Raw genomic sequence first — 21,316 nt, 5'->3', positions numbered from 1 at the left:
GACCCCTTACAGCTTCATCAGGCTGGCGTCGTCGACCGAGGCCGAGTGGCGGGTACGGAACAGCGACACGATGATCGCGAGGCCCACCACGACCTCCGCGGCGGCGACGACCATCGTGAAGAAGGCGATGATCTGGCCGTCGAGGTTGCCGTGCATCCGGGAGAAGGTGACGAACGCGAGGTTGCAGGCGTTCAGCATCAGCTCGATGCACATGAAGACCACGATGGCGTTGCGCCGGATCAGTACGCCGGTCGCTCCGATCGTGAACAGGAGGGCGGCGAGGTAGAGGTAGTTGACCGGGTTCACTTCGACGCCTCCTCGGGCCGCTTGAACGTCGCCGGTTCGATCGCCGTGCGCTCCAGGCGTTCCTCCGCGCGCTGTTCCAGCGCGCGCAGGTCGTTGAGCGCCTCCGCGGACACGTCACGCACCTGGCCGCGCTCGCGCAGCGTCTTGCTGACGGTCAGCTCGGACGGCGTGCCGTCGGGGAGCAGGCCCGCGATGTCGACCGCGTTGTGCCGGGCGTAGACACCCGGGGCGGGCAGCGGAGGTACGTGCGTGCCTTCACGGACGCGCTGTTCGGACAGCTCGCGCTGGGTCTTGGCGCGCTCCGTGCGCTCGCGGTGCGTGAGCACCATGGCGCCGACGGCGGCCGTGATCAGCAGAGCGCCGGTGATTTCGAAGGCGAACACGTACTTGGTGAAGAGGAGGGAGGCGAGGCCCTCCACATTGCCGTTCGCGTTCGCCTGGCCGATGCCGTCGAACTCCTTCAGGGACGCGTTCCCGAGACCGGCGAGCAACAGGACGCCGAAGCCGACCCCACACAGAAGGGCCAGCCAGCGCTGGCCCTTGATGGTCTCCTTCAGCGAGTCCGCGGCCGTCACGCCGACGAGCATCACCACGAACAGGAACAGCATCATGATCGCGCCCGTGTAGACGACGATCTGCACGATCCCCAGGAAGTAGGCGCCGTTGGCGAGGTAGAACACCGCAAGGATGATCATGGTCCCGGCGAGGCACAGCGCGCTGTGCACGGCCTTCTTCATGAAGACGGTGCACAGGGCGCCGATCACCGCGACCGTGCCGAGGACCCAGAACTGGAACGCCTCACCGGTGGAGGTGGTGTAGGCGGCGAGGTGCGTCATCATTTGCCGATCACCTCCTCCGAGGCCGGCTCGTCCTCACCGAAGGTCGACGCGGCCTCCTGCGGGACCTCGCCCTTGGAGAGCGCGACCTGGCGGACCGTGCCCGGCGCGGCCTGTGTGACCAGGCCCCGGTAGTAGTCCTGTTCGTCGGTCCCCGGGAAGATCGCGTGCGGTGTGTCGACCATCCCCTCTTCGAGGCCGGCGAGGAGCTGCTCCTTGGTGTAGATGAGGTTGGCGCGGCTGGAGTCGGCCAGTTCGAACTCGTTGGTCATCGTCAGCGCGCGCGTGGGGCACGCCTCGATGCACAGCCCGCACAGGATGCAGCGGGCGTAGTTGATCTGGTAGACGCGGCCGTACCGCTCGCCCGGCGAGTAGCGCTCCTCGTCGGTGTTGTCGGCGCCCTCCACATAGATGGCGTCGGCGGGGCAGGCCCACGCGCACAGCTCGCAGCCGACGCACTTCTCCAGGCCGTCCGGATGGCGGTTGAGCTGGTGCCGTCCGTGGAACCGCGGGGCCGTGGTCTTCTTCTGCTCCGGGTACTGCTCGGTCAGCCGCTTCTTGAACATGGCCTTGAAGGTCACGCCGAAGCCGGCGACGGGGTTCTGGAAACCGGGCTTGGTCTCCTTGGGCTCCTCAGCCATCGGACGCCTCCTTTCCATCCGAAGATCCGTCACTGACAGTGTCCGGCCCACCACTGACAATCAGCTCCCGCTCGCGGCGCGGGCGGCGCCTCGGCACGGGCGGCAGTTCCTGTCCGGGCAGCGGCGGCACGGGGAATCCGCCCGCCATCGGGTCGAATCCGGCCTGCTCGGCGGCGGACTGTCCGGCCGCCCTCGCCCTCTCGCGGAACATGTCGGCGACGAAGGAGATCAGCAGCAGGGCGAGGACTCCGCCGCCCACGTAGAGGGCGATGTCGGCGAACTCGTAGTGCTCGTTGCGCAGGGCCCGTACGGTCGCCACCAGCATCAGCCAGGTCACGGAGACCGGGATGAGGACCTTCCAGCCGAGCTTCATCAGCTGGTCGTAGCGGACCCGTGGGAGCGTGCCGCGCAGCCAGATGAAGAAGAACAGCAGCAGCTGGACCTTGATGACGAACCAGAGCAGCGGCCACCAGCCGTGGTTCGCACCCGCCCAGAAGGAGCTGATCGGCCAGGGGGCGCGCCAGCCGCCGAGGAACAGGGTGGTCGACACGGCCGAGACCGTCACCATGTTCACGTACTCGGCGAGCATGAACATCGCGAACTTGATCGACGAGTACTCGGTGTTGAAGCCGCCGACCAGGTCGCCCTCGGACTCCGGCATGTCGAAGGGGGCGCGGTTGGTCTCGCCGACCATCGTGACGATGTACAGGATGAAGGAGACCGGCAGCAGCAGGATGTACCAGCGGTCGTGCTGCTGCTCCACGATCGTGGACGTCGACATCGACCCCGAGTACAGGAACACGGAGGCGAACGCGGCGCCCATCGCGATCTCGTAGGAGATCATCTGCGCGCAGGAGCGCAGGCCGCCGAGGAGCGGGTACGTGGATCCGGAACTCCAGCCCGCGAGGACGATGCCGTAGATGCCGACGGAGGCGACCGCGAGGACGTAGAGCATCGCGATCGGCAGGTCGGTCAGCTGCATCGTGGTGCGATGGCCGAAGATCGAGATCTCGTTGCCGGCCGGGCCGAAGGGGATCACCGCGATCGCCATGAAGGCCGGGATGGCCGCGACGATCGGCGCGAGGACGTACACCACCTTGTCCGCGCGCTTGACGATGAGGTCTTCCTTGAGCATCAGCTTCACGCCGTCGGCAAGCGACTGGAGCATGCCCCAGGGGCCGTGCCGGTTGGGGCCGATGCGCAGCTGCATCCAGGCGACGACCTTGCGCTCCCAGACGATGGAGAACAGCACGGTCACCATCAGGAAGGCGAAGCAGAACACGGCCTTGATGACGACCAGCCACCAGGGGTCGCGGCCGAACATCGAGAGGTCTTCAGCTGCGAGGTACGGGCTCATGCCTCCACCTCCTTGGGGGCCGGTTCGGCGGGTGCCGCCGGGCCGATGCGGACGAGTGAGCCGGGCTGCGCCCCGGTGTCGGAGGCGACGCCCGTGCCGGCGGAGTTCAGCGGGAGCCACACCACCCGGTCGGGCATATCGGTGACCCGCAGCGGGAGTTCGGTGCTGCCCGCGGGGCCGGTGACCGCGAGGAGGCCGCCGTCCTCGACGCCCGACTCGGCGGCTGTCGCCGCGGACACGCGCGCGTAGGCGGCGTGCCGGGTGCCGGCGAGTGCCTCGTCGCCCTCCTGCAGGACACCCTGGTCGAGCAGCAGGCGGTGTCCGGCGAGCACGGCCTCGCCGGCGGCCGGGCGGGGCAGCACGCCCGCGGACTCCTGGGGCCCGGCGGCGCGCGGACCGTCCCAGGAGCCGAGCCGGTCGATCTCCGCGCGCGTGGTGCGCAGATCCGGCAGGCCCAGATGGACGTCCATCGCGTCGGCCAGCATCTGCAGCACGCGCGCGTCGGCCGGTGCCAGGCGACGGGTCATCTGCTCGGGCTTGAGGGCGGCCTCGAAGAATCGCACCCTGCCCTCCCAGTTGAGGAAGGTGCCCGCCTTCTCGGCGACCGCGGCGACCGGCAGGACGACGTCGGCGTATTCGGTGACCTCACTGGGCCGCAGTTCCAGCGACACCAGGAAGCCGACGCTGTCGAGTGCTTCACGCGCGCGTGCCGGGTCGGGCAGGTCGGCGACCTCGACCCCGGCGACCACGAGTGCCGACAGTTCGCCGGTCGCGGCGGCCTCGACGATGTGGTGGGTGTCACGGCCGTAGCGCAGCGGGAGTTCGGCGAGGCCCCAGACGGCCGCGACCTCCTCCCGCGCGCGCGGGTCGGTCGCCGGGCGGCCGCCCGGCAGCAGCGACGGCAGCGCGCCCACTTCGATGGCGCCCCGCTCACCGGCCCGGCGCGGGATCCACACCAGCTGGGCGCCGGTCGCCGTGGCGGCCCGTACGGCGGCGGTGAGACCGCCGGCGACCGAGGCGAGCCGCTCTCCTACGACGATGACCGCGCCCTCGGTGCGCAGTGCCTCGGCGGCCCGGGTGCCGGACTCCTCCAGACCGACGCCGCCGGCGAGGGCGTCCAGCCACTCGGTCTCGGTGCCCGGCGCGGCCGGCAGCAGGGTGCCGCCCGCCTTCCGCAGGCCCCGGGTCGAGTGTGTGGCCAGTGCGAACACCTGCTGCCCGTGCCTGCGCCAGGCCTTGCGCAGCCGCAGAAAGACGCCGGGCGCCTCCTCCTCCGACTCGAAGCCGGCCAGCAGCACGGCCGGAGCCTTCTCCAAAGAGGTGTACGTGACCCCCGTACCGTCGAGGTCCCGGCCGCGGCCGGCCACGCGGGACGCCAGGAAGTCGGCTTCCTCGCCGCTGTGCACGCGCGCGCGGAAGTCGATGTCGTTCGTGTCGAGCGCCACGCGCGCGAACTTGCTGTACGCGTAGGCGTCCTCGACGGTCAGCCGGCCGCCGACGAGGACGCCGGCCCGGGAGCGGGCGGCGCTGAGCCCGCGCGCGGCCGCCTCCAGCGCCTCCGGCCACGAGGCGGGCTCCAGGACGCCGTCGGCGCTGCGGACCAGCGGGGTGTCGAGGCGGTCTTTGAGCTGCGCGTAGCGGAACGCGAAGCGTCCCTTGTCGCAGATCCACTCCTCGTTGACCTCGGGGTCGCCGGCGGCGAGGCGCCGCATGACCTTGCCGCGCCGGTGGTCGGTGCGGGTGGCGCAGCCGCCGGAGCAGTGCTCGCACACCGACGGGGAGGAGACGAGGTCGAAGGGGCGGGAGCGGAATCGGTAGGCCGCCGAGGTGAGCGCGCCGACCGGGCAGATCTGGATGGTGTTGCCGGAGAAGTACGACTCGAACGGGTCGCCCTCGCCGGTGCCGACCTGCTGCAGTGCGCCCCGCTCGATCAGCTCGATCATCGGGTCGCCCGCGATCTGGTTGGAGAACCGGGTGCAGCGGGCGCACAGCACGCACCGCTCGCGGTCGAGCAGGACCTGGGTGGAGATCGGTACGGGCTTTTCGTAGGTCCGCTTCTTGCCGTCGAAGCGGGACTCGGGGTTGCCGTGCGACATGGCCTGGTTCTGCAGCGGGCACTCGCCGCCCTTGTCGCAGACGGGGCAGTCCAGCGGGTGGTTGATGAGCAGCAGCTCCATCACGCCGTGCTGGGCCTTCTCGGCGACCGGCGAGGTGAGCTGGGACTTCACCACCATGCCGTCAGTGCACGTGATGGTGCAGGACGCCATGGGCTTGCGCTGGCCTTCGACCTCGACGATGCACTGACGGCAGGCGCCGGCGGGGTCGAGCAGGGGGTGGTCGCAGAACCGGGGGATCTCGATGCCGAGCTGCTCGGCGGCCCGGATGACCAGGGTGCCCTTGGGCACGCTGATCTCGGCGCCGTCGATCGTCAGCGTGACGAGGTCTTCCGGCGGGAGCGCCGCCTCTCCGCCACCCGCGGGAGCGTTGGTGGTCACGGTCATGCGTTCACCTCCGGGCGGTCCGCCCAGGCCGTCGACTTGGCCGGGTCGAAGGGGCAGCCCCGGCCCGTGATGTGCTGCTGGTACTCCTCGCGGAAGTACTTCAGCGAGGAGAAGATCGGGGACGCGGCGCCGTCGCCGAGGGCGCAGAACGACTTGCCGTTGATGTTGTCGGCGATGTCGGCGAGCTTGTCGAGGTCGGACAGGGTGCCCTTGCCGGCCTCGATGTCCCGCAGCAACTGCACCAGCCAGTAGGTCCCTTCGCGGCACGGTGTGCACTTGCCGCAGGACTCGTGGGCGTAGAACTCCGTCCAGCGGGTCACCGCCCGCACCACGCAGGTCGTCTCGTCGAAGCACTGCAGCGCCTTGGTGCCGAGCATCGACCCGGCGGCGCCGACGCCCTCGTAGTCGAGGGGGACGTCGAGGTGCTCGTCGGTGAACATCGGTGTCGAGGAGCCGCCGGGCGTCCAGAACTTCAGCCGGTGGCCGGGCCGCATGCCGCCGCTCATGTCCAGGAGCTGGCGGAGCGTGACGCCGAGCGGGGCCTCGTACTGGCCGGGGCTGGCGACGTGGCCGCTGAGCGAGTAGAGCGTGAAGCCCGGGGACTTCTCACTGCCCATCGACCTGAACCAGTCTTTCCCGTTCTGCAGGATGGCGGGAACCGACGCGATCGACTCGACGTTGTTCACTACAGTCGGACAGGCGTAGAGGCCTTCCACCGCAGGGAAGGGGGGACGCAGCCGCGGTTGACCACGGCGGCCTTCGAGCGAGTCGAGCAGTGCGGTCTCCTCACCGCAGATGTACGCGCCGGCGCCGGCGTGCACGGTGAGGTGGAGGTCGAGCCCGCTGCCCAGGATGTTCTCGCCGAGGTAGCCCGCCGCGTAGGCCTCGCGCACGGCCTCGTGCAACCGCCGCAGAACGGGAACGACTTCACCACGCAGATAGATGAAGGCATGCGACGACCTGATGGCATAGCAAGCGATCACCATGCCCTCGATGAGGCTGTGCGGGTTCGCGAAGAGGAGCGGGATGTCCTTGCAGGTCCCGGGCTCCGATTCGTCGGCGTTGACAACTAGATAGTGCGGTTTTCCATCACCCTGCGGAATGAACTGCCACTTCATTCCGGTCGGGAATCCCGCGCCGCCGCGGCCGCGCAGCCCGGATTCCTTGACGTACGCGATCACGTCGTCCGGTGTCATGGCGAGCGCCTTGCGGAGCCCCTCGTATCCCTCGTGCCTCCGGTAGACGTCCAGGGTCCAGGACCGGTCCTCGTCCCAGAAGGCCGACAGCACGGGTGCGAGCAGCTTCTCCGGGCTCGTGTCCTTCACCTCGGGTACCACAGTCATCACTCCCCCTCCTCGGCGGTAGGCCCTGCCGGGTGGGCTGGGTCGGAGGCCGATGTCTCCTGCGGCGCGTCATGGGAGCTGAGGTGCTCGGCCGGCGACGGCTCGTGCACCCTGTCCTGCTGCTCCTCATGCGGACCTCCGCGCGGATGGACCACGCGCGCGGGTGCGGCCTCTCCCCTTGCCAGGCGAAGGCCCACCAGTGACGCCGGTCCCGCACTGCCGCCCTCCTCGACGGCCCCTGGCCGCTCGTCGGGGAAGCCGGCCAGAATCCGCGCGGTCTCCTTGAAGGTGCACATCCGCGCCCCGCGCGTGGGCTGCACGGGCCGGCCCGCACGCAGATCGTCGACCAGGTGCTTGGCGCTCGTCGGCGTCTGGTTGTCGAAGAACTCCCAGTTGACCATCACGACCGGCGCGTAGTCGCAGGCCGCGTTGCACTCGATGTGCTCCAGGGTGACCTTGCCGTCGTCGGTGGTCTCGCCGTTGCCGACGCCCAGGTGCTCCTGGAGGGTCTCGAAGATCGCGTCGCCGCCCATCACCGCGCACAGCGTGTTGGTGCACACGCCGACCTGGTAGTCACCGGACGGCTTGCGCCGGTACATCGTGTAGAAGGTGGCGACGGCGGTGACCTCGGCCGTGGTCAGGTCCAGCATGTCCGCGCAGAACCGCATTCCGGTGCGCGTGACGTGGCCCTCCTCCGCCTGCACGAGGTGGAGCAGCGGCAGCAGTGCGGACCGGGAGTCCGGGTAGCGCGCGATCACCTCGCGCGCGTCCGCCTCCAGCCGGGCCCGGACGTCGTCCGGGTAGGCGGGCGCGGGCAGTTCGGGCATGCCCAGGCTGACGCCCCGCTCCGAAGAAGAGGTGGTCACCGGTCGACGCCTCCCATCACGGGGTCGATGGACGCGACGGCGACGATGACGTCGGCGACCTGGCCGCCTTCGCACATCGCCGCCATGGCCTGCAGGTTGGTGAAGGACGGGTCGCGGAAGTGGACCCGGTAGGGGCGGGTGCCGCCGTCGGAGACGACATGCACGCCGAGCTCGCCCTTGGGGGACTCGACGGCCGCGTACGCCTGTCCCGGTGGGACGCGGAAGCCCTCGGTGACGAGTTTGAAGTGGTGGATCAGGGCCTCCATGGAGGTGCCCATGATCTTCTTGATGTGGTCGAGGGAGTTGCCGAGCCCGTCCGGTCCCAGGGCGAGCTGGGCGGGCCAGGCGATCTTCTTGTCGGCGACCATGACCGGGCCGGGCGCGAGCCGGTCCAGGCACTGTTCGACGATCCTGAGCGACTGGCGCATCTCCTCCAGGCGGACCAGGAAGCGGCCGTAGGCGTCGCAGGTGTCGGCGGTCGGGACGTCGAAGTCGTACGTCTCGTAGTCGCAGTACGGCTGTGCCTTGCGCAGGTCGTGCGGCAGGCCGGTGGAGCGCAGGATGGGGCCGGTGGCGCCGAGGGCCATGCAGCCGGCCAGGTCGAGGTAGCCGATGTCCTGCATGCGGGCCTTGAAGATGGGGTTCCCGGTGGCGAGCTTGTCGTACTCCGGGAGGTTCTTCTTCATCTTCTTCACGAACTCGCGGATCTGGTCCACGGCGCCGGGCGGCAGGTCCTGGGCCAGTCCGCCGGGGCGGATGTACGCGTGGTTCATCCGCAGGCCCGTGATGAGCTCGTAGAGGTCGAGAATCATTTCACGATCACGGAAGCCGTAGATCATGATCGTGGTGGCGCCCAGCTCCATGCCGCCGGTGGCGATGCACACCAGGTGGGAGGACATCCGGTTCAGCTCCATCAGGAGGACTCGGATGATCTTGGCGCGCTCGGTGATGTCGTCCTCGACGCCGAGGAGTTTCTCGACGGCGAGGCAGTAGGCGGTCTCGTTGAAGAACGACGTCAGGTAGTCCATGCGCGTGACGAAGGTGGTGCCCTGCGTCCACGTGCGGTACTCGAGGTTCTTCTCGATGCCGGTGTGCAGATAGCCGATGCCACAGCGGGCCTCGGTGACCGTCTCGCCCTCGATCTCCAGGATCAGGCGGAGCACTCCATGGGTGGAGGGGTGCTGGGGACCCATGTTGACGACGATGCGTTCGTCGTCGGCGCGGGTCGCGGACTGGACGACCTCGTCCCAGTCGCCACCGGTAACCGTATATACGGTGCCCTCGGTGGTTTCCCGGGCGGCTGCTGACTGGGTGCTGCTCACGAGTACGACCTCCGCTGGTCCGGAGCCGGGATCTGGGCGCCCTTGTACTCGACGGGGATGCCGCCGAGGGGGTAGTCCTTGCGCTGCGGGTGGCCCTGCCAGTCGTCCGGCATCATGATCCGGGTCAGGGCCGGGTGACCGTCGAAGACGATGCCGAAGAAGTCGTAGGTCTCGCGCTCGTGCCAGTCGTTCGTCGGATAGACCGGGACGAGGGACGGGATCCGCGGGTCGCTGTCGGGAGCGCTCACTTCGAGGCGGATCAGCCGGTTATGGGTGATCGAGCGCAGGTGGTACACGGCGTGCAGCTCGCGGCCCTTGTCGTGCGGGTAGTGGACGCCGCTGACCCCGGTGCACAGTTCGAAGCGCAGGGCCGGGTCGTCGCGCAGGGTGCGGGCGACGCGGACCAGGTGCTCGCGTTCGATGTGGAAGGTCAGCTCGCCGCGGTCGACGACCGTCTTCTCGACGGCGTTGTCCGGGACGAGACCCTGTTCCTCCAGGGCGCCCTCCAGCTCGTCGGCGACCTCGTCGAACCAGCCTCCGTAGGGACGGGTCGCCGGTCCCGGGAGTCGGACCGAGCGGGTCAGGCCACCGTAGCCGGAGGTGTCGCCGCCGTTCTCGGCGCCGAACATGCCGCGCTGGACGCGGATCTCCTCGCCGCCCTGGCCGCGCTGACCGGGGAGGTTGGAGGCGGAGAGGTCCTTCTCGGGGTTCACCCCGTTCGCGGAGCCGTTCACCCCGTTCGCGGAGCCGTTCACGCCGCCCGCGCCGTTGCCGTTCGCGTCGCTCACCGCAGCAGCCCCTTCATCTCGATCGTGGGCAGGGCCTTGAGCGCCGCCTCCTCCGCCTCGCGGGCCGCTTCCTCGGCGTTGACGCCGAGCTTGGTGGACTGGATCTTCTGGTGGAGCTTGAGGATCGCGTCCATCAGCATCTCGGGGCGGGGCGGGCAGCCCGGCAGGTAGATGTCGACCGGGACGATGTGGTCGACGCCCTGGACGATCGCGTAGTTGTTGAACATGCCGCCGGAGGAGGCGCAGACGCCCATGGAGATCACCCATTTCGGGTTGGGCATCTGGTCGTAGACCTGCCGGAGCACCGGCGCCATCTTCTGGCTGACCCGGCCGGCGACGATCATCAGGTCCGCCTGGCGCGGCGAGCCGCGGAAGACCTCCATGCCGAAGCGGGCCAGGTCGTAACGGCCGGCGCCGGTGGTCATCATCTCGATGGCGCAGCAGGCGAGGCCGAAGGTGGCCGGGAAGACGGACGCCTTGCGCACCCAGCCCGCGGCCTGCTCGACGGTGGTCAGCAGGAAGCCGCTCGGCAGCTTTTCTTCGAGTCCCATGTCGTAAGGCCCCTCAGTCCCATTCCAGGCCGCCGCGCCGCCATACGTACGCGTACGCGACGAAGACGGTGAGCACGAAGAGCAGCATCTCCACGAGCCCGAAGATCCCCAGGGCGTCGAAGGTGACGGCCCAGGGGTAGAGGAAGACGATCTCGATGTCGAAGACGATGAAGAGCATCGCCGTCAGGTAGTACTTGATGGGGAAGCGCCCGCCGCCGGCCGGCGTGGGGGTCGGCTCGATACCGCACTCATAGGCCTCGAGCTTGGCGCGGTTGTACCGCTTCGGACCGATCAGCGTGGCCATGACCACGGAGAAGATCGCAAAGCCTGCCCCGAGGGCTCCCAGTACGAGGATGGGCGCATACGCGTTCACCGCTCCTCGCTCCTCTCAGTCGGCGCTGACTGCTGGCGGTTGCACTGGTGCACTGCGCTCACTTCCGCCTCACCGGTCCCACGAGTCCCGTCGTCCCCGGCGAAGATCGAGAACATGTGAAGCAGGTCACAAGCCCAGTTGCCACGCATCTTATGCCCGTCGCTCTGTGATCTGCGACACGGGGTATTCCACAAGCTTTGTGATCTCCACCACCTGACGAAGGATCATGAAGTCGGATGATGAGTGATCTTCATACGCGAAGCGTTCAGTTGATCACCAGAAGTGACATTTTCGCTTGTCATTGCAGGCCGGAGGGTTCGTCTCAATATCAAGAGACTTCCGCTGCATGCAAATTGGCGCTGGATGCCGGTGCCTGGTAGAGGGCGGCGTTCACACATCAGTGGGAGGCGAGGGCGCGGTGTGGACGGGGGTGTGGACACGTGCACGCGTTCACGAGCGCCGCGCGCACGGACGCCACGGTTCCGGTGACCGTTCCGTGACCTCCGCCACATCGATAAGAGGTCCCTGAGAACCGGGCTTGGCCAACGACCGCAACCAGTGGTAGGCGGGGGGCAATCCGGACGTAATGATCAAAGACCGTGATCAAGGCCTTGATCACCGACGTCCGGTTTGTCCGTTACGGCGTCAATAAAGAGCGACGCGCCCGGGATTCAAGGACTCGATTGAGCAACTGTGGCGCAGCACACGTTTCTTGAAGATATGAAGGAGCCCCTGGTACCGCTTGTTCCCATGTCCCACACCGCTCACATACGCAGCCACCGGAAGCCCCGCCGCAGCGCGTCGACCCTCGCGATGCGGGCCGGAGTTGCCGGTGGCGTCCTCAGCACCCTGGCAGTCGCCGGGGCGTCCGGCTCGGCGAACGCGGCCGAGCCGGTGACGCAGACCCTCGAACTGCCCACCCTGACGGCCGACCTGGCCGCTCAGGCAGCCAAGTCCGCGGACGCCACCCAGCAGGCCGCCGCGAACTACCAGCTGCAGGCCGAGCGTGACGCGGCCGCCGCAAAGGCCGCGAAGCAGGCCAAGGCGGACCTCGCCGAGGCGAAGCAGAAGGCCGCCGAGGCCAAGAAGAAGGCCGAGGAGGCCGCCCGCAAGGAGGCCGCAGCCCGCGCCTCCCGCGCCGCGGAGCGCACGACGCTCTCCACCACGTCGGACTCCGGCGGCACGTCCACGAGCACGTCCACGAGCACCTCCACTGCCACCGGTTCGGCCGCGGCCGTGATCTCCTTCGTGAAGGCGCAGATCGGCAAGGCGTATGTCTCCGGCGCCACCGGCCCGTCGGCGTACGACTGCTCGGGCCTGGTGCAGACGGCCTTCAAGCAGGTCGGGATCAGCCTGCCCCGCGTCTCCCAGGACCAGTCGACGGCCGGCACCCAGGTGTCGCTGAGCAACCTGCAGCCGGGCGACATCCTGTACTGGGGCCCCGCGGGCAGTGCCTACCACGTGGCGGTGTACGTGGGCGACGGCATGTTCGTCGGCGCCCAGAACCCCTCCAGCGGCGTCGGGGAGCACCCGCTGTCGTACGACCCGCCGACCGGCGCCGTGCGGGTGCTCTGAGCACTCCCGCGCCTCTCAACGCGCGTAGGGCCGCAGCCGCTCGGGGGCAGCGGCCCTTGCGTCGTTCCCGGCCCGCCAGGGCGGTGCTCCTGACATGCTCGGCACGGGCCGCCGCCTGGCGGTCCGTCCAGGAGCGAAGGAGACCGCGCGATGCCACGCGTGTTCGTACAGGGAACGCCCGCCGACCACTACCCCCGCCACGCCCCCGAGGCCCGGCGCGGTGCGGTGCGCCGGATCACCGAGGCCGGCGAGGAGGTCCTGCACAAGCCGTGCCGGGACGTCACGGAGTTCGGACCCGACCTCGCCGCACTCATCGACGACATGTTCCTCACCCTGTATGTCGCCGAAGGAGCGGGGCTCGCGGCCAACCAGGTCGGGGGCGATCTGCGTGTTTTCGTGTACGACTGCCCCGATGACGACGGTGTCCGGCATGTCGGACACATCGTCAATCCAGTGCTGGAAACGCCCACGAGCGGGCGACGGCTGCTGGACGAGAACGAGGGCTGCCTGTCGGTACCGGGTGCCGTGATGGCCGTGTCGCGGCCGGACCGGGCCGTCGTGCGCGGGCAGGACAAGGACGGCCGGCCGGTCGTCATCGAGGGCACGGGGTACTTCGCGCGGTGCCTGATCCACGAGACCGACCACACCAACGGGTATCTCTATCTGAACCGGCTCTCCAAGCGGGAGAAAAAGGACGCCCTGCGACAGATGGCGGACCGGCGGGACGAGGTGTTCGCCCGCCGGGCCGCCAGGGCCGAGGAACTGAGCCGGGCCTGGAGGAGTGAGCCGGGTCTAGGAGTGGGCCGGGTCTAGAGGAGTGAACCGGCTCCAGGGAGTGAGCCGGCTCTGGACGGGGCTCAGGCCTTCGGGGCCACCTTGCTCAGGCCGTTGATGATGCGGTCCATCGCGTCGCCGCCGGTGGGGTCGGTGAGGTTCGCGAGGAGCTTGAGCGTGAACTTCATCAGCAGCGGGTGCGAAAGACCCCGCTGGGCGGCGATCTGCATGACCTTCGGGTTGCCGATGAGCTTCACGAAGGCGCGGCCGAGCGTGTAGTAGCCGCCGTAGGTGTCCTTGAGGACGCGCGGGTAGCGCTGCAGGGCGATCTCGCGCTGGGCGGGCGTGGCCCGCGCGTGGGCCTGGACGATGACGTCGGCGGCGATCTGGCCGGACTCCATGGCGTAGGCGATGCCCTCGCCGTTGAAGGGGTTCACCAGGCCGCCGGCGTCACCGACGAGCAGCAGCCCGCGCGTGTAGTGCGGCTGGCGGTTGAAGGCCATGGGCAGGGCGGCGCCGCGGATGGGGCCGGTCATGTTCTCGGGGGTGTAGCCCCAGTCCTCGGGCATGGAGGCGCACCAGGCCTTGAGGATCTCGCGCCAGTCCAGCTCCTTGAAGGAGGCGGAGGTGTTCAGCACGCCGAGGCCGACGTTCGACGTGCCGTCGCCCATGCCGAAGATCCAGCCGTAGCCGGGCAGGAGGCGGTCCTGGGGTCCGCGCCGGTCCCACAGTTCCAGCCAGGACTCCAGGTAGTCGTCGTCGTGGCGGGGCGACGTGAAGTAGGTGCGCACCGCGACGCCCATGGGGCGGTCCTCGCGGCGGTGCAGGCCCATCGCCAGCGACAGGCGGGTGGAGTTGCCGTCGGCGGCCACCACCAACGGCGCGTGGAAGGTGACCTCGCGCTTCTCCTCGCCGAGCTTGGCGGTGACACCGGTGATGCGGCCGGTGCGGTCGTCGACGACCGGGCCGCTCACGTTGCAGCGCTCGTACAGCCGCGCCCCCGCCTTCTGGGCGTTGCGGGCGAGCTGCTCGTCGAAGTCGTCGCGTTTGCGGACGAGTCCGTAGTTCGGGTAGGAGGCGAGTTCCGGCCAGTCCAGCTGGAGGCGGGAGCCGCCGCCGATGATGCGCAGGCCCTTGTTGCGCAGCCAGCCGGCCTCCTCGGAGATGTCGATCCCCATCGCCACGAGCTGCTTCACCGCGCGCGGGGTGAGGCCGTCGCCGCAGACCTTCTCGCGCGGGAACTCGGTCTTCTCCAGGAGAAGGACGTCGAGACCGGCCTTGGCGAGGTGGTAGGCGGTCGTGGAGCCGGCCGGCCCCGCGCCGACGACGATCACGTCGGCGGTGTTTTCGGAGAGGGGCTCCTTCACGACGGTCACGGCGGGATCTCCCCTGGTTCGAAATCTGCGTGCCGACCGGCACTGGACATGGGCAGTCTATTCAGCAGAATTGATCACCCGGCTGAAGGGCTGCCCTGTGAACCGACCTCTCCCCGCGGTACGGCTGCGCGTCCCCACCCACGAGGACGCGGTCGCCTGGCACCGGGTCTTCTCCGACCCCGAGGTCATGGAGTTCTACGGCGGCGGCCCGGCCGCGCTGTCGGTCTACGAGGAACTCACCGCGCGCCAGCGGCGGCACGACGCGGTACTCGGCTTCTGCCTGTGGACCTTGCTGGACGAGGCCGGGGAGGTCATCGGCTTCACCGGGGCGCAGCCCTGGCGGCCCGGCTGGGGTCCGGTCGGCGAGATCGAGATCGGCTGGCGGCTGGGCCGGGCGCACTGGGGCAAGGGGTATGCCACCGCGGCCGCGCGCGAGACGCTCCAGCGGGTGCGGGCGGCCGGGGTGCCCGAGGTGGTGGCGATGGTCCGGCCGGGCAACGAGCGGTCGATCGCGGTGACCCGGCGGCTCGGGATGCGGCCGGCGCAGAGCTACCCGCATCCCACGCTGAACGAGTCGGCGCTCTGCTTCCGGCTGGCCCTCAACCCACCCTCCAATAACCCAGAGTAGTCATCTGTCACAGAAAGACACCAACTCCTTCCGGCCGGGGCGCCCCGGAGTTACCCTTCCAGTACCGCTGGGGGTGACATCTGTGCGTATAACACCCAAAACACCCGAAGTGCGCGTGCCGCGGCTGGTCGGACTGATGGCCGTGGACGCGCGCGAAACGGCCCGGGCGCGCGGCCTGTTGCTCAACGCGCCGGACCGCCCCGACTTCCACCTCACGGTCGTCGACTACGTCGTGCGCCAGTACCCGCAGCCCGGCGCCGAGGTGCCGCGGGAGTCGATGGTGTACGTGTGGTTCGACTTCGGCGAGGGAGAGGGCGGCGGAGGCGTGCGCGAGCCACGCATCCCGCGGCCGCCCACGGGCGGACTCCGCCGTGAACTCGGTGAGCCCGGTGACGCCTACGAGATGATCAACCGGTGAGCCGGCGGCGGCGATCCACCGCCGGGGTGCTCAGCTCTCCTTGAAGCCGCGGTGCAGGGCGACCACGCCGCCGGTGAGGTTGCGCCACGCCCCCCTCGACCAGCCCGCCTTGCGCAGCCGTTCGGCGAGGCCGGGCTGATCGGGCCAGGCACGGATGGACTCGGCGAGGTAGACGTAGGCGTCCGGGTTGGAGGAGACCGCGCGGGCGACCGGCGGCAGCGCCCGCATCAGGTACTCGGTGTAGACGGTGCGGAACGGCGCCCAGGTCGGATGCGAGAACTCGCAGATCACGACGCGTCCGCCGGGCCGGGTCACCCGGTACATCTCCCGCAGGGCCGCGTCCGTGTCCTGTACGTTGCGCAGCCCGAAGGAGATCGTCACGGCGTCGAAGGTGTCGTCCTTGAACGGCAGTCGCGTCGCGTCGCCGGCCGTGAACGGCAGCCAGGTGTGCTTCCTCTTGCCGACCTGGAGCATCCCGAGGGAGAAGTCACAGGGGACGACGTACGCGCCCGTCCGCGCGAAGGGCAGCGAGGAGGTGGCCGTACCGGCGGCGAGGTCGAGGATCTTCTGCGCGGGGCGCGCGTCGACCGCCTTCGCCACCTCCTTGCGCCAGCGCCGGTCCTGGCCGAGCGACAGCACGTCGTTCGTCAGGTCGTACCGTTCCGCCACGTCGTCGAACATCGAGGCGACTTCGTGCGGCTGCTTGTTCAGGGAAGCGCGGGTCACCCGCCCATTGTTGCAGCCCCGTCTCAGGGCAGGAGCCTCGGCTTCCTGCGTGCCGACGCCGCTGTCCGGGTCACCTTCGGCGGGACCTCCCGCAAGGAACAGAGACGTTCACGCTCTCCGGCGCGAGGCGGCGACGGACCGCAGCGGGGTGACGCGGAGTCCGGGGCCTTCGCGCGGGCGTCCGCGGGCTGAGCCGTGATCAGCGGCCGCGGTACACCAGCCTCCCGCCGATCACGGTCGCCACACAGGTCCCGGCGCCGCGCCGGACCAGCTCGGCGCGGTCCGCGACGTCGAACACGGCGAACCGGGCGGGGCCGCCTGGCACCAGCCCCGGCAACAGGATCAGCGGTGCCGGGGACAGCGCCGGCGGGCCGGGGAGCCGGTCCGGCCGCTGCCCTACCGCGAGTCCGGCCCGGCGCACCGCGTCGATCACCGCCCGCGACCGCAGTTCCCCGGCCACCGCCACCGTGCCGTGCGCCAGCATCCGCTGCACCCCGCGCCGCGCGCTCGCACCGAGCCGCGCGGGGTCGGTGCGGAAGATCTCCCGGGCCCGCTCCCCACCGATGGGCTCGGTGCCGAGGTCATCGGCCTCGCGCGGGTCGGGATGGTACGTGGCCTCCAGCAGCTCCGGGCCGTACGGGTTCAGCAGTCCCGGGGTCAGGATGCCGGGCCAGCGCCGCACCCGCGCCCTCGTATGGCCGTCGGCCAGCTCCTGGAACCGGCCGACGGCGGCGACGGACGCCCCGTCGACCAGGACCGCCGCCTCGGGCGACTGCTCGGCGACGTGAAGTGTCAGCACGGGACTCCTGGTTCGTTCTAGTTCGACGCCAGCAGCTTCAGCTCGGGGTGGGCCGTGCCGCCCTCGATGGCCGTGGAGGAGATGTGGGAGACGACGCGGTCGTCGACGGGGTCGTTCGCCGGGTCGTCGTGGACGACGAGGTGCTCGTACGTCGTGGCGCGCTGCGCCGGGACCCGGCCCGCCTTCCTGATCAGGTCGATGATCTCCATGCGGTTGGAGCGGTGCCTGGCGCCGGCCGAGGAGACCACGTTCTCCTCCAGCATGATCGAGCCGAGGTCGTCCGCGCCGTAGTGCAGCGACAGCTGGCCGACCTCCTTGCCCGTGGTCAGCCACGAGCCCTGGATGTGCCGGACGTTGTCGAGGAACAGACGGGCGATCGCGATCATCCGCAGGTACTCGAACAGGGTCGCCTGGGTGCGGCCCTTCAGGTGGTTGTTCTCGGGCTGGTAGGTGTACGGGATGAACGCGCGGAAGCCGCCCGTGCGGTCCTGGACGTCCCGGATCATCCGCAGGTGCTCGATCCGTTCGGCGTTCGTCTCGCCCGTGCCCATCAGCATGGTGGAGGTGGACTCCACGCCCAGCCTGTGCGCGCTCTCCATGATCTCCAGCCAGCGCTCGCCGGACTCCTTCAGCGGGGCGATGGCCTTGCGCGGCCGCTCCGGCAGGAGTTCGGCGCCGGCGCCGGCGAAGGAGTCCAGGCCGGCCTCGTGGATCCGGGTGATGGCCTCCTCGACCGAGACACCGCTGATCCGCGCCATGTGCTCGACCTCGGACGCGCCCAGCGAGTGGATCACGAGCTGCGGGAAGGCGTCCTTGATGGCCTTGAAGTGCTTCTCGTAGTACTCGACGCCGTAGTCCGGGTGGTGGCCGCCCTGGAACATGATCTGGGTGCCGCCCAGTTCGACGGTCTCCGCGCAGCGGCGCAGGATGTCGTCGAGGTCGCGGGTCCAGCCCTTGCCCTTGTCCTTGGGGGCCGCGTAGAAGGCGCAGAACTTGCACGCCGTGACGCACACGTTCGTGTAGTTGATGTTCCGCTCGATGATGTACGTGGCGATGTGCTCGACACCGGCGTACATACGGCGGCGTACGGCGTCGGCGGCGGCGCCCAGCGCGTGCAGCGGGGCCTCGCGGTAGAGGACGAGCGCCTCTTCCGGAGTGATCCGTCCACCGGCTGCGGCACGGTCGAGAACAGACTGGAGGTCGGCCTTCTCGGTCACCAGGGCGTCCCTTTCGTCAAGGGTTGTGGACGGACTGACTCAGCCTACGCCAGCCCCCGCGGCCGTCCGTCCTCAGGCCGCGTACGCGCCGATCAGCAGGCCGGCGAAGGCCCCGGCCAGCAGGAACGGGCCGAACGGGATCGCCGTCCTGCGGCCCGCGCGCCGTACGACGACGAGCGCACCGCCGTACAGGGCGCCGAGCAGGAAGCCGGCGAAAGTGCCGAGCAGGACGGTGGACCAGCCGTACCAGCCGAGTACGGCACCCATGCCGACGGCCAGCTTCACATCACCGAAGCCCATGCCGGCCGGGTTGATGCGGTACAGCGCGTAGTAGCCGGCGCCGAGCGCGAGGGTTGCGTAGAGCGCGGTGAGCCAGTGGCCGGCGTGCTCGGGCAGCAGCGCGGCCAGGCCCAGCAGGGCGAGCGCGGCCACGGCGAGGGGCAGGGTGAGCGGGTCGGGCAGCCGCTGCACCCGGACGTCGACCACGGCCAGCAGCACCCCGACGGGCGCGAGCAGCAGCCAGACCGCGAGTTCCGGCCGGGTGCCGGTGGCGGCGGCGAGCGCGGCGCAGGTCAGGGCGGTGAGGAGGGCGGCGGGCAGCACACCCGTGCGCAGCCCCGTCCCGGACCCCTGTGCCTGTTCGGCTCCCGCCCCCCGGGCCTGTTCCGCCCCCGGTCCCTGCCCCTGTTCCGCCCCCGGTCCCTGTCCCGCTCGGCCGCAGGCGCCGCAGCCGGTCCGGCCGATCCAGCCCCGCAGCGGGTGGCCGGCCGGGCAGCGCTCGCGCCACGGTTCACCGGAGGGGACGGCGAAGCGGTAGGCGGCGCGGGGCAGCAACGCGCCCGACAGGGCACCCCACAGCGCGGCGAGGGCCACCAGCGCCCCTGTGCTCATCCGGTTCCGCTCCCCGTCGCGTTCACGGTCCTCATCCCACCTTCGACATACGGGCCTGCGCGTTGCCCTCGGCAGCGCTGTCCGAGGTGAACCGCAGGTCGTCGCCGACCGGGGTCAGCTCGACCTGGCGCGGATCCGCCACACAGTGCCCGGGGTTGTCCTTCGCGCCCACCGAGGTCGCCAGGAGCTGCGACTTCGTCACCCGCTTCAGGGTGAGGACGTCCCTGCACACGCTGCCGAGCTGGTCGGTGTTGCGGAGCCGTCCCAACTCCTCCCCGACGGCCGCCTGGTGGACGGTGATCCGGAAGGTGCCCGCCGGCAGTCCGAGTTCGCTGCCCTGCCCTTCCCAGGTCCCGAGGTAGCGGGCCGGGATCGCGCCGGGCCGGGCGCTTGAGCCGGAGACGCCGCCGGTCGGCGCACTCGACGCCGGGGAGCGGGGGCCGGCGCCGCTCGCGCCCGCGTCCTCGTCGTTCTGGAACCAGGGTGCCAGCAGCGCGCCGAGCACCAGGGACACCGTGACCAGCGCTCCGGCGACCGCCAGCACCACCGTGCAGCTCAGCCGGCGGCCGCGGCCGGCCTCCACCGGCGCGGAAGCCGCCGCCACGCTGACGGAGAGCCGGCCGGGCGGCGGCGCGTCCCGCGGCGCGGGCACGACGGTCGGCACTCCCGCCGGCACCCCCTCCACACCCGTCGTCCCGGCCGCCACCCCGTCCACACCGGTCGCCGCCCCGCCCGGGGCCCGGTCCCCACCGGTCGTCGGCTCCGAGGAGGTCTGACCCGGGATGCCGAGGGACGGGACCGGGGTGCCCGCGGAGTTCATCACCGGCGCGGGCCCGAAGACCCCGGCCGCGCTCCCGACGGGAGCCTGGGCCGGAGCCGGGGACTCGACCGAAGCCTGTCCCGGCCCCGAAGCCCGGTCCTGCCCCGAAGCCTGCGCCGGAACCGAAGCCTGCGGCGGAACGGCAGCCCTGGCGGAAGCCTGCTCCCGACCCGGAACCCGCCCGGCACCCTGCCCCGGAACCGGACCCCGCGCGGAACCCTGCTCCCCACCCGGACCCGGTGGTTGCGGTGCCGAAGGGCTGTCGAAGGGCACGGGCCCCGAGTCCCCCGTGTCCCCCGTGTCCAGGTTGAGCAGGCGTACGGCGCTGCGGCTGACCTGCTCCACCAGGGTGCCCGGCAGCCAGCCGCCGGCGATCAGGCGGGTGGCGCCTTCCGGGGCGAGCCGTCGGCACACGTCGGCGGGAACGGGCCGGGCCGCCGGGTCCTTGACCAGGCAGGCCGCGGCCACCTCCCGCAACACTCCGTCGAGCGAGCCGAGTTCGGGCTCCTCGTGGACGACCTTGTAGAGCAGCGCGGCCGAGGAGTCACCGCGGAAGGGCGCTTCCCCCGTGGCCGCGTGGACGAGGACCGCGCCGAGGGAGAAGACGTCGGCGGCGCCCGTGACGCCCTTGCCGAGGATCTGCTCGGGTGACATGTAGCCGGGGGAGCCGATCGAGACACCGGTGGACGTCAGGGACGCCGTACCGTCCATGGCCCGCGCGATACCGAAGTCGATCAGCAGCGGACCGTCGAGGGTCAGCAGGACGTTGGACGGCTTCACGTCCCGGTGCACGAGCCCCCGTTCGTGTACGGCCGTCAGCGCCTCGGCGAGGCCCGCGCCCAGGGCTCGTACGGTGTGCGCGGGCAGCGGGCCGGAGTCGGTGACGGCCGCAGCGAGGGACGGCCCGGCCGCGTAGGCGGTGGCGACCCAGGGCACCGGGGCGTCCGGGTCCGCGTCCAGGACGGGTGCGGTCCAGGCGCCGCCGACCCGGCGGGCGGCCGCCACCTCGCGCCGGAACCGGGCGCGGAACTCCTCGTCCAGCGCGAAGTGCGGGTGCACGATCTTCACCGCGACCGTACGGCCGCCCGCGCTGCGGCCGAGGTAGACCCGGCCCATGCCGCCGGAGCCGAGCCGGCCGAGCAGCCGGTAGGGCCCGACGGTGGCCGGCTCGTCCACATCCAGCGGCTGCATGGCGCGCTCCCCCCAAC

General features: G+C 70.4%; 21 protein-coding genes. 4 read left to right on the top strand and 17 right to left on the bottom strand.

Translation table 11 applies throughout. From position 1 onward, the window contains the following. Window positions 1-6: 6 nt before the first annotated feature. Genes nuoK through IO33_RS0120045 form a run of 11 tightly spaced genes read right to left on the bottom strand, consistent with a single transcriptional unit; the run spans window position 7 to window position 10,884 of the window. A complete protein-coding gene (nuoK, locus tag IO33_RS0120095; protein ID WP_023547474.1) occupies window positions 7-306 on the bottom strand; it encodes an NADH-quinone oxidoreductase subunit NuoK in 300 nt (99 codons plus the stop codon). Then, window positions 303-1,145 carry an NADH-quinone oxidoreductase subunit J gene (locus IO33_RS0120090; protein WP_031166894.1) on the bottom strand — a complete coding sequence of 281 codons (843 nt, stop codon included), beginning with the start codon at window positions 1,143-1,145 and terminating at the stop codon, window positions 303-305. The genes nuoK and IO33_RS0120090 overlap by 4 nt, the downstream gene beginning before the upstream one ends. Then, window positions 1,142-1,783, bottom strand: a complete 642-nt coding sequence (gene nuoI / locus IO33_RS0120085) for an NADH-quinone oxidoreductase subunit NuoI (protein WP_031166892.1) — start codon at window positions 1,781-1,783, stop codon at window positions 1,142-1,144. The genes IO33_RS0120090 and nuoI overlap by 4 nt, the downstream gene beginning before the upstream one ends. Beyond that, window positions 1,776-3,140, bottom strand: a complete 1,365-nt coding sequence (gene nuoH / locus IO33_RS0120080) for an NADH-quinone oxidoreductase subunit NuoH (protein WP_031166890.1) — start codon at window positions 3,138-3,140, stop codon at window positions 1,776-1,778. Before nuoH ends, nuoI begins: the two co-directional genes overlap by 8 nt. Beyond that, on the bottom strand, window positions 3,137-5,641 hold the full coding sequence (locus IO33_RS0120075) for an NADH-quinone oxidoreductase subunit G (RefSeq protein WP_031166888.1): 2,505 nt from the start codon (window positions 5,639-5,641) through the stop codon (window positions 3,137-3,139). The genes nuoH and IO33_RS0120075 overlap by 4 nt, the downstream gene beginning before the upstream one ends. Next, window positions 5,638-6,984, bottom strand: a complete 1,347-nt coding sequence (nuoF, locus tag IO33_RS0120070) for an NADH-quinone oxidoreductase subunit NuoF (protein ID WP_031166886.1) — start codon at window positions 6,982-6,984, stop codon at window positions 5,638-5,640. The genes IO33_RS0120075 and nuoF overlap by 4 nt, the downstream gene beginning before the upstream one ends. After that, the gene (nuoE, locus tag IO33_RS0120065) at window positions 6,984-7,850 is read right to left on the bottom strand and encodes an NADH-quinone oxidoreductase subunit NuoE (RefSeq protein ID WP_031166884.1); all 867 of its coding nucleotides are present in this window, start codon (window positions 7,848-7,850) and stop codon (window positions 6,984-6,986) included. The genes nuoF and nuoE overlap by 1 nt, the downstream gene beginning before the upstream one ends. Then, a complete protein-coding gene (locus IO33_RS0120060; protein WP_031166882.1) occupies window positions 7,847-9,172 on the bottom strand; it encodes an NADH-quinone oxidoreductase subunit D in 1,326 nt (441 codons plus the stop codon). The genes nuoE and IO33_RS0120060 overlap by 4 nt, the downstream gene beginning before the upstream one ends. Beyond that, complete coding sequence (locus IO33_RS0120055) at window positions 9,169-9,960, bottom strand: NADH-quinone oxidoreductase subunit C (RefSeq protein ID WP_051926870.1); 792 nt, start codon at window positions 9,958-9,960, stop codon at window positions 9,169-9,171. The genes IO33_RS0120060 and IO33_RS0120055 overlap by 4 nt, the downstream gene beginning before the upstream one ends. Next, the gene (locus IO33_RS0120050; protein WP_009190037.1) at window positions 9,957-10,511 is read right to left on the bottom strand and encodes a NuoB/complex I 20 kDa subunit family protein; all 555 of its coding nucleotides are present in this window, start codon (window positions 10,509-10,511) and stop codon (window positions 9,957-9,959) included. Before IO33_RS0120050 ends, IO33_RS0120055 begins: the two co-directional genes overlap by 4 nt. Before the next feature lie 13 nt (window positions 10,512-10,524). Next, on the bottom strand, window positions 10,525-10,884 hold the full coding sequence (locus IO33_RS0120045; protein WP_003992243.1) for an NADH-quinone oxidoreductase subunit A: 360 nt from the start codon (window positions 10,882-10,884) through the stop codon (window positions 10,525-10,527). 750 nt (window positions 10,885-11,634) lie between these two features. Here IO33_RS0120045 and IO33_RS0120040 point away from each other — a divergent pair. Next, entirely contained in the window at window positions 11,635-12,459 is an 825-nt protein-coding gene (locus IO33_RS0120040) for a C40 family peptidase (protein WP_031166875.1), read from the top strand. 150 nt (window positions 12,460-12,609) lie between these two features. After that, window positions 12,610-13,272, top strand: coding sequence for a peptide deformylase (gene def, locus IO33_RS0120035; protein WP_051926869.1), 663 nt, complete (start codon window positions 12,610-12,612; stop codon window positions 13,270-13,272). 44 nt (window positions 13,273-13,316) lie between these two features. On the opposite strand, the gene IO33_RS0120030 is transcribed toward def, so the two are convergent. Beyond that, window positions 13,317-14,609 carry a geranylgeranyl reductase family protein gene (locus IO33_RS0120030; RefSeq protein WP_031166870.1) on the bottom strand — a complete coding sequence of 431 codons (1,293 nt, stop codon included), beginning with the start codon at window positions 14,607-14,609 and terminating at the stop codon, window positions 13,317-13,319. Window positions 14,610-14,706: 97 nt separating this feature from the next. On the opposite strand from IO33_RS0120030, the gene IO33_RS0120025 reads away from it, so the two are divergent. Beyond that, a complete protein-coding gene (locus IO33_RS0120025) occupies window positions 14,707-15,237 on the top strand; it encodes a GNAT family N-acetyltransferase (protein ID WP_031166868.1) in 531 nt (176 codons plus the stop codon). An 82-nt stretch (window positions 15,238-15,319) separates the two neighbouring features. Then, window positions 15,320-15,655 (top strand): PASTA domain-containing protein, encoded by a 336-nt coding sequence (locus tag IO33_RS0120020; protein ID WP_245235840.1) that lies wholly within the window; start codon window positions 15,320-15,322, stop codon window positions 15,653-15,655. 30 nt (window positions 15,656-15,685) lie between these two features. On the opposite strand, the gene IO33_RS0120015 is transcribed toward IO33_RS0120020, so the two are convergent. From IO33_RS0120015 to IO33_RS0119995, 5 genes are all read right to left on the bottom strand, one after another. Beyond that, window positions 15,686-16,381 (bottom strand): demethylmenaquinone methyltransferase, encoded by a 696-nt coding sequence (locus IO33_RS0120015; RefSeq protein ID WP_031166864.1) that lies wholly within the window; start codon window positions 16,379-16,381, stop codon window positions 15,686-15,688. A gap of 199 nt (window positions 16,382-16,580) precedes the next feature. Beyond that, window positions 16,581-17,180, bottom strand: coding sequence for a hypothetical protein (locus IO33_RS0120010; RefSeq protein WP_031166862.1), 600 nt, complete (start codon window positions 17,178-17,180; stop codon window positions 16,581-16,583). A gap of 17 nt (window positions 17,181-17,197) precedes the next feature. Beyond that, window positions 17,198-18,397, bottom strand: coding sequence for a cyclic dehypoxanthinyl futalosine synthase (mqnC, locus tag IO33_RS0120005; RefSeq protein WP_031166859.1), 1,200 nt, complete (start codon window positions 18,395-18,397; stop codon window positions 17,198-17,200). A 72-nt stretch (window positions 18,398-18,469) separates the two neighbouring features. Next, the gene (locus IO33_RS0120000; protein WP_031166857.1) at window positions 18,470-19,288 is read right to left on the bottom strand and encodes a prepilin peptidase; all 819 of its coding nucleotides are present in this window, start codon (window positions 19,286-19,288) and stop codon (window positions 18,470-18,472) included. 31 nt (window positions 19,289-19,319) lie between these two features. Beyond that, window positions 19,320-21,299, bottom strand: coding sequence for a serine/threonine-protein kinase (locus IO33_RS0119995; protein ID WP_031166854.1), 1,980 nt, complete (start codon window positions 21,297-21,299; stop codon window positions 19,320-19,322). Window positions 21,300-21,316 lie beyond the last annotated feature (17 nt).

The sequence above is a fragment of the Streptomyces durhamensis genome (assembly GCF_000725475.1).
Taxonomy (GTDB): Bacteria; Actinomycetota; Actinomycetes; order Streptomycetales; family Streptomycetaceae; genus Streptomyces; species Streptomyces filipinensis.
This window is presented reverse-complemented; position numbering and strand designations above follow the sequence as displayed.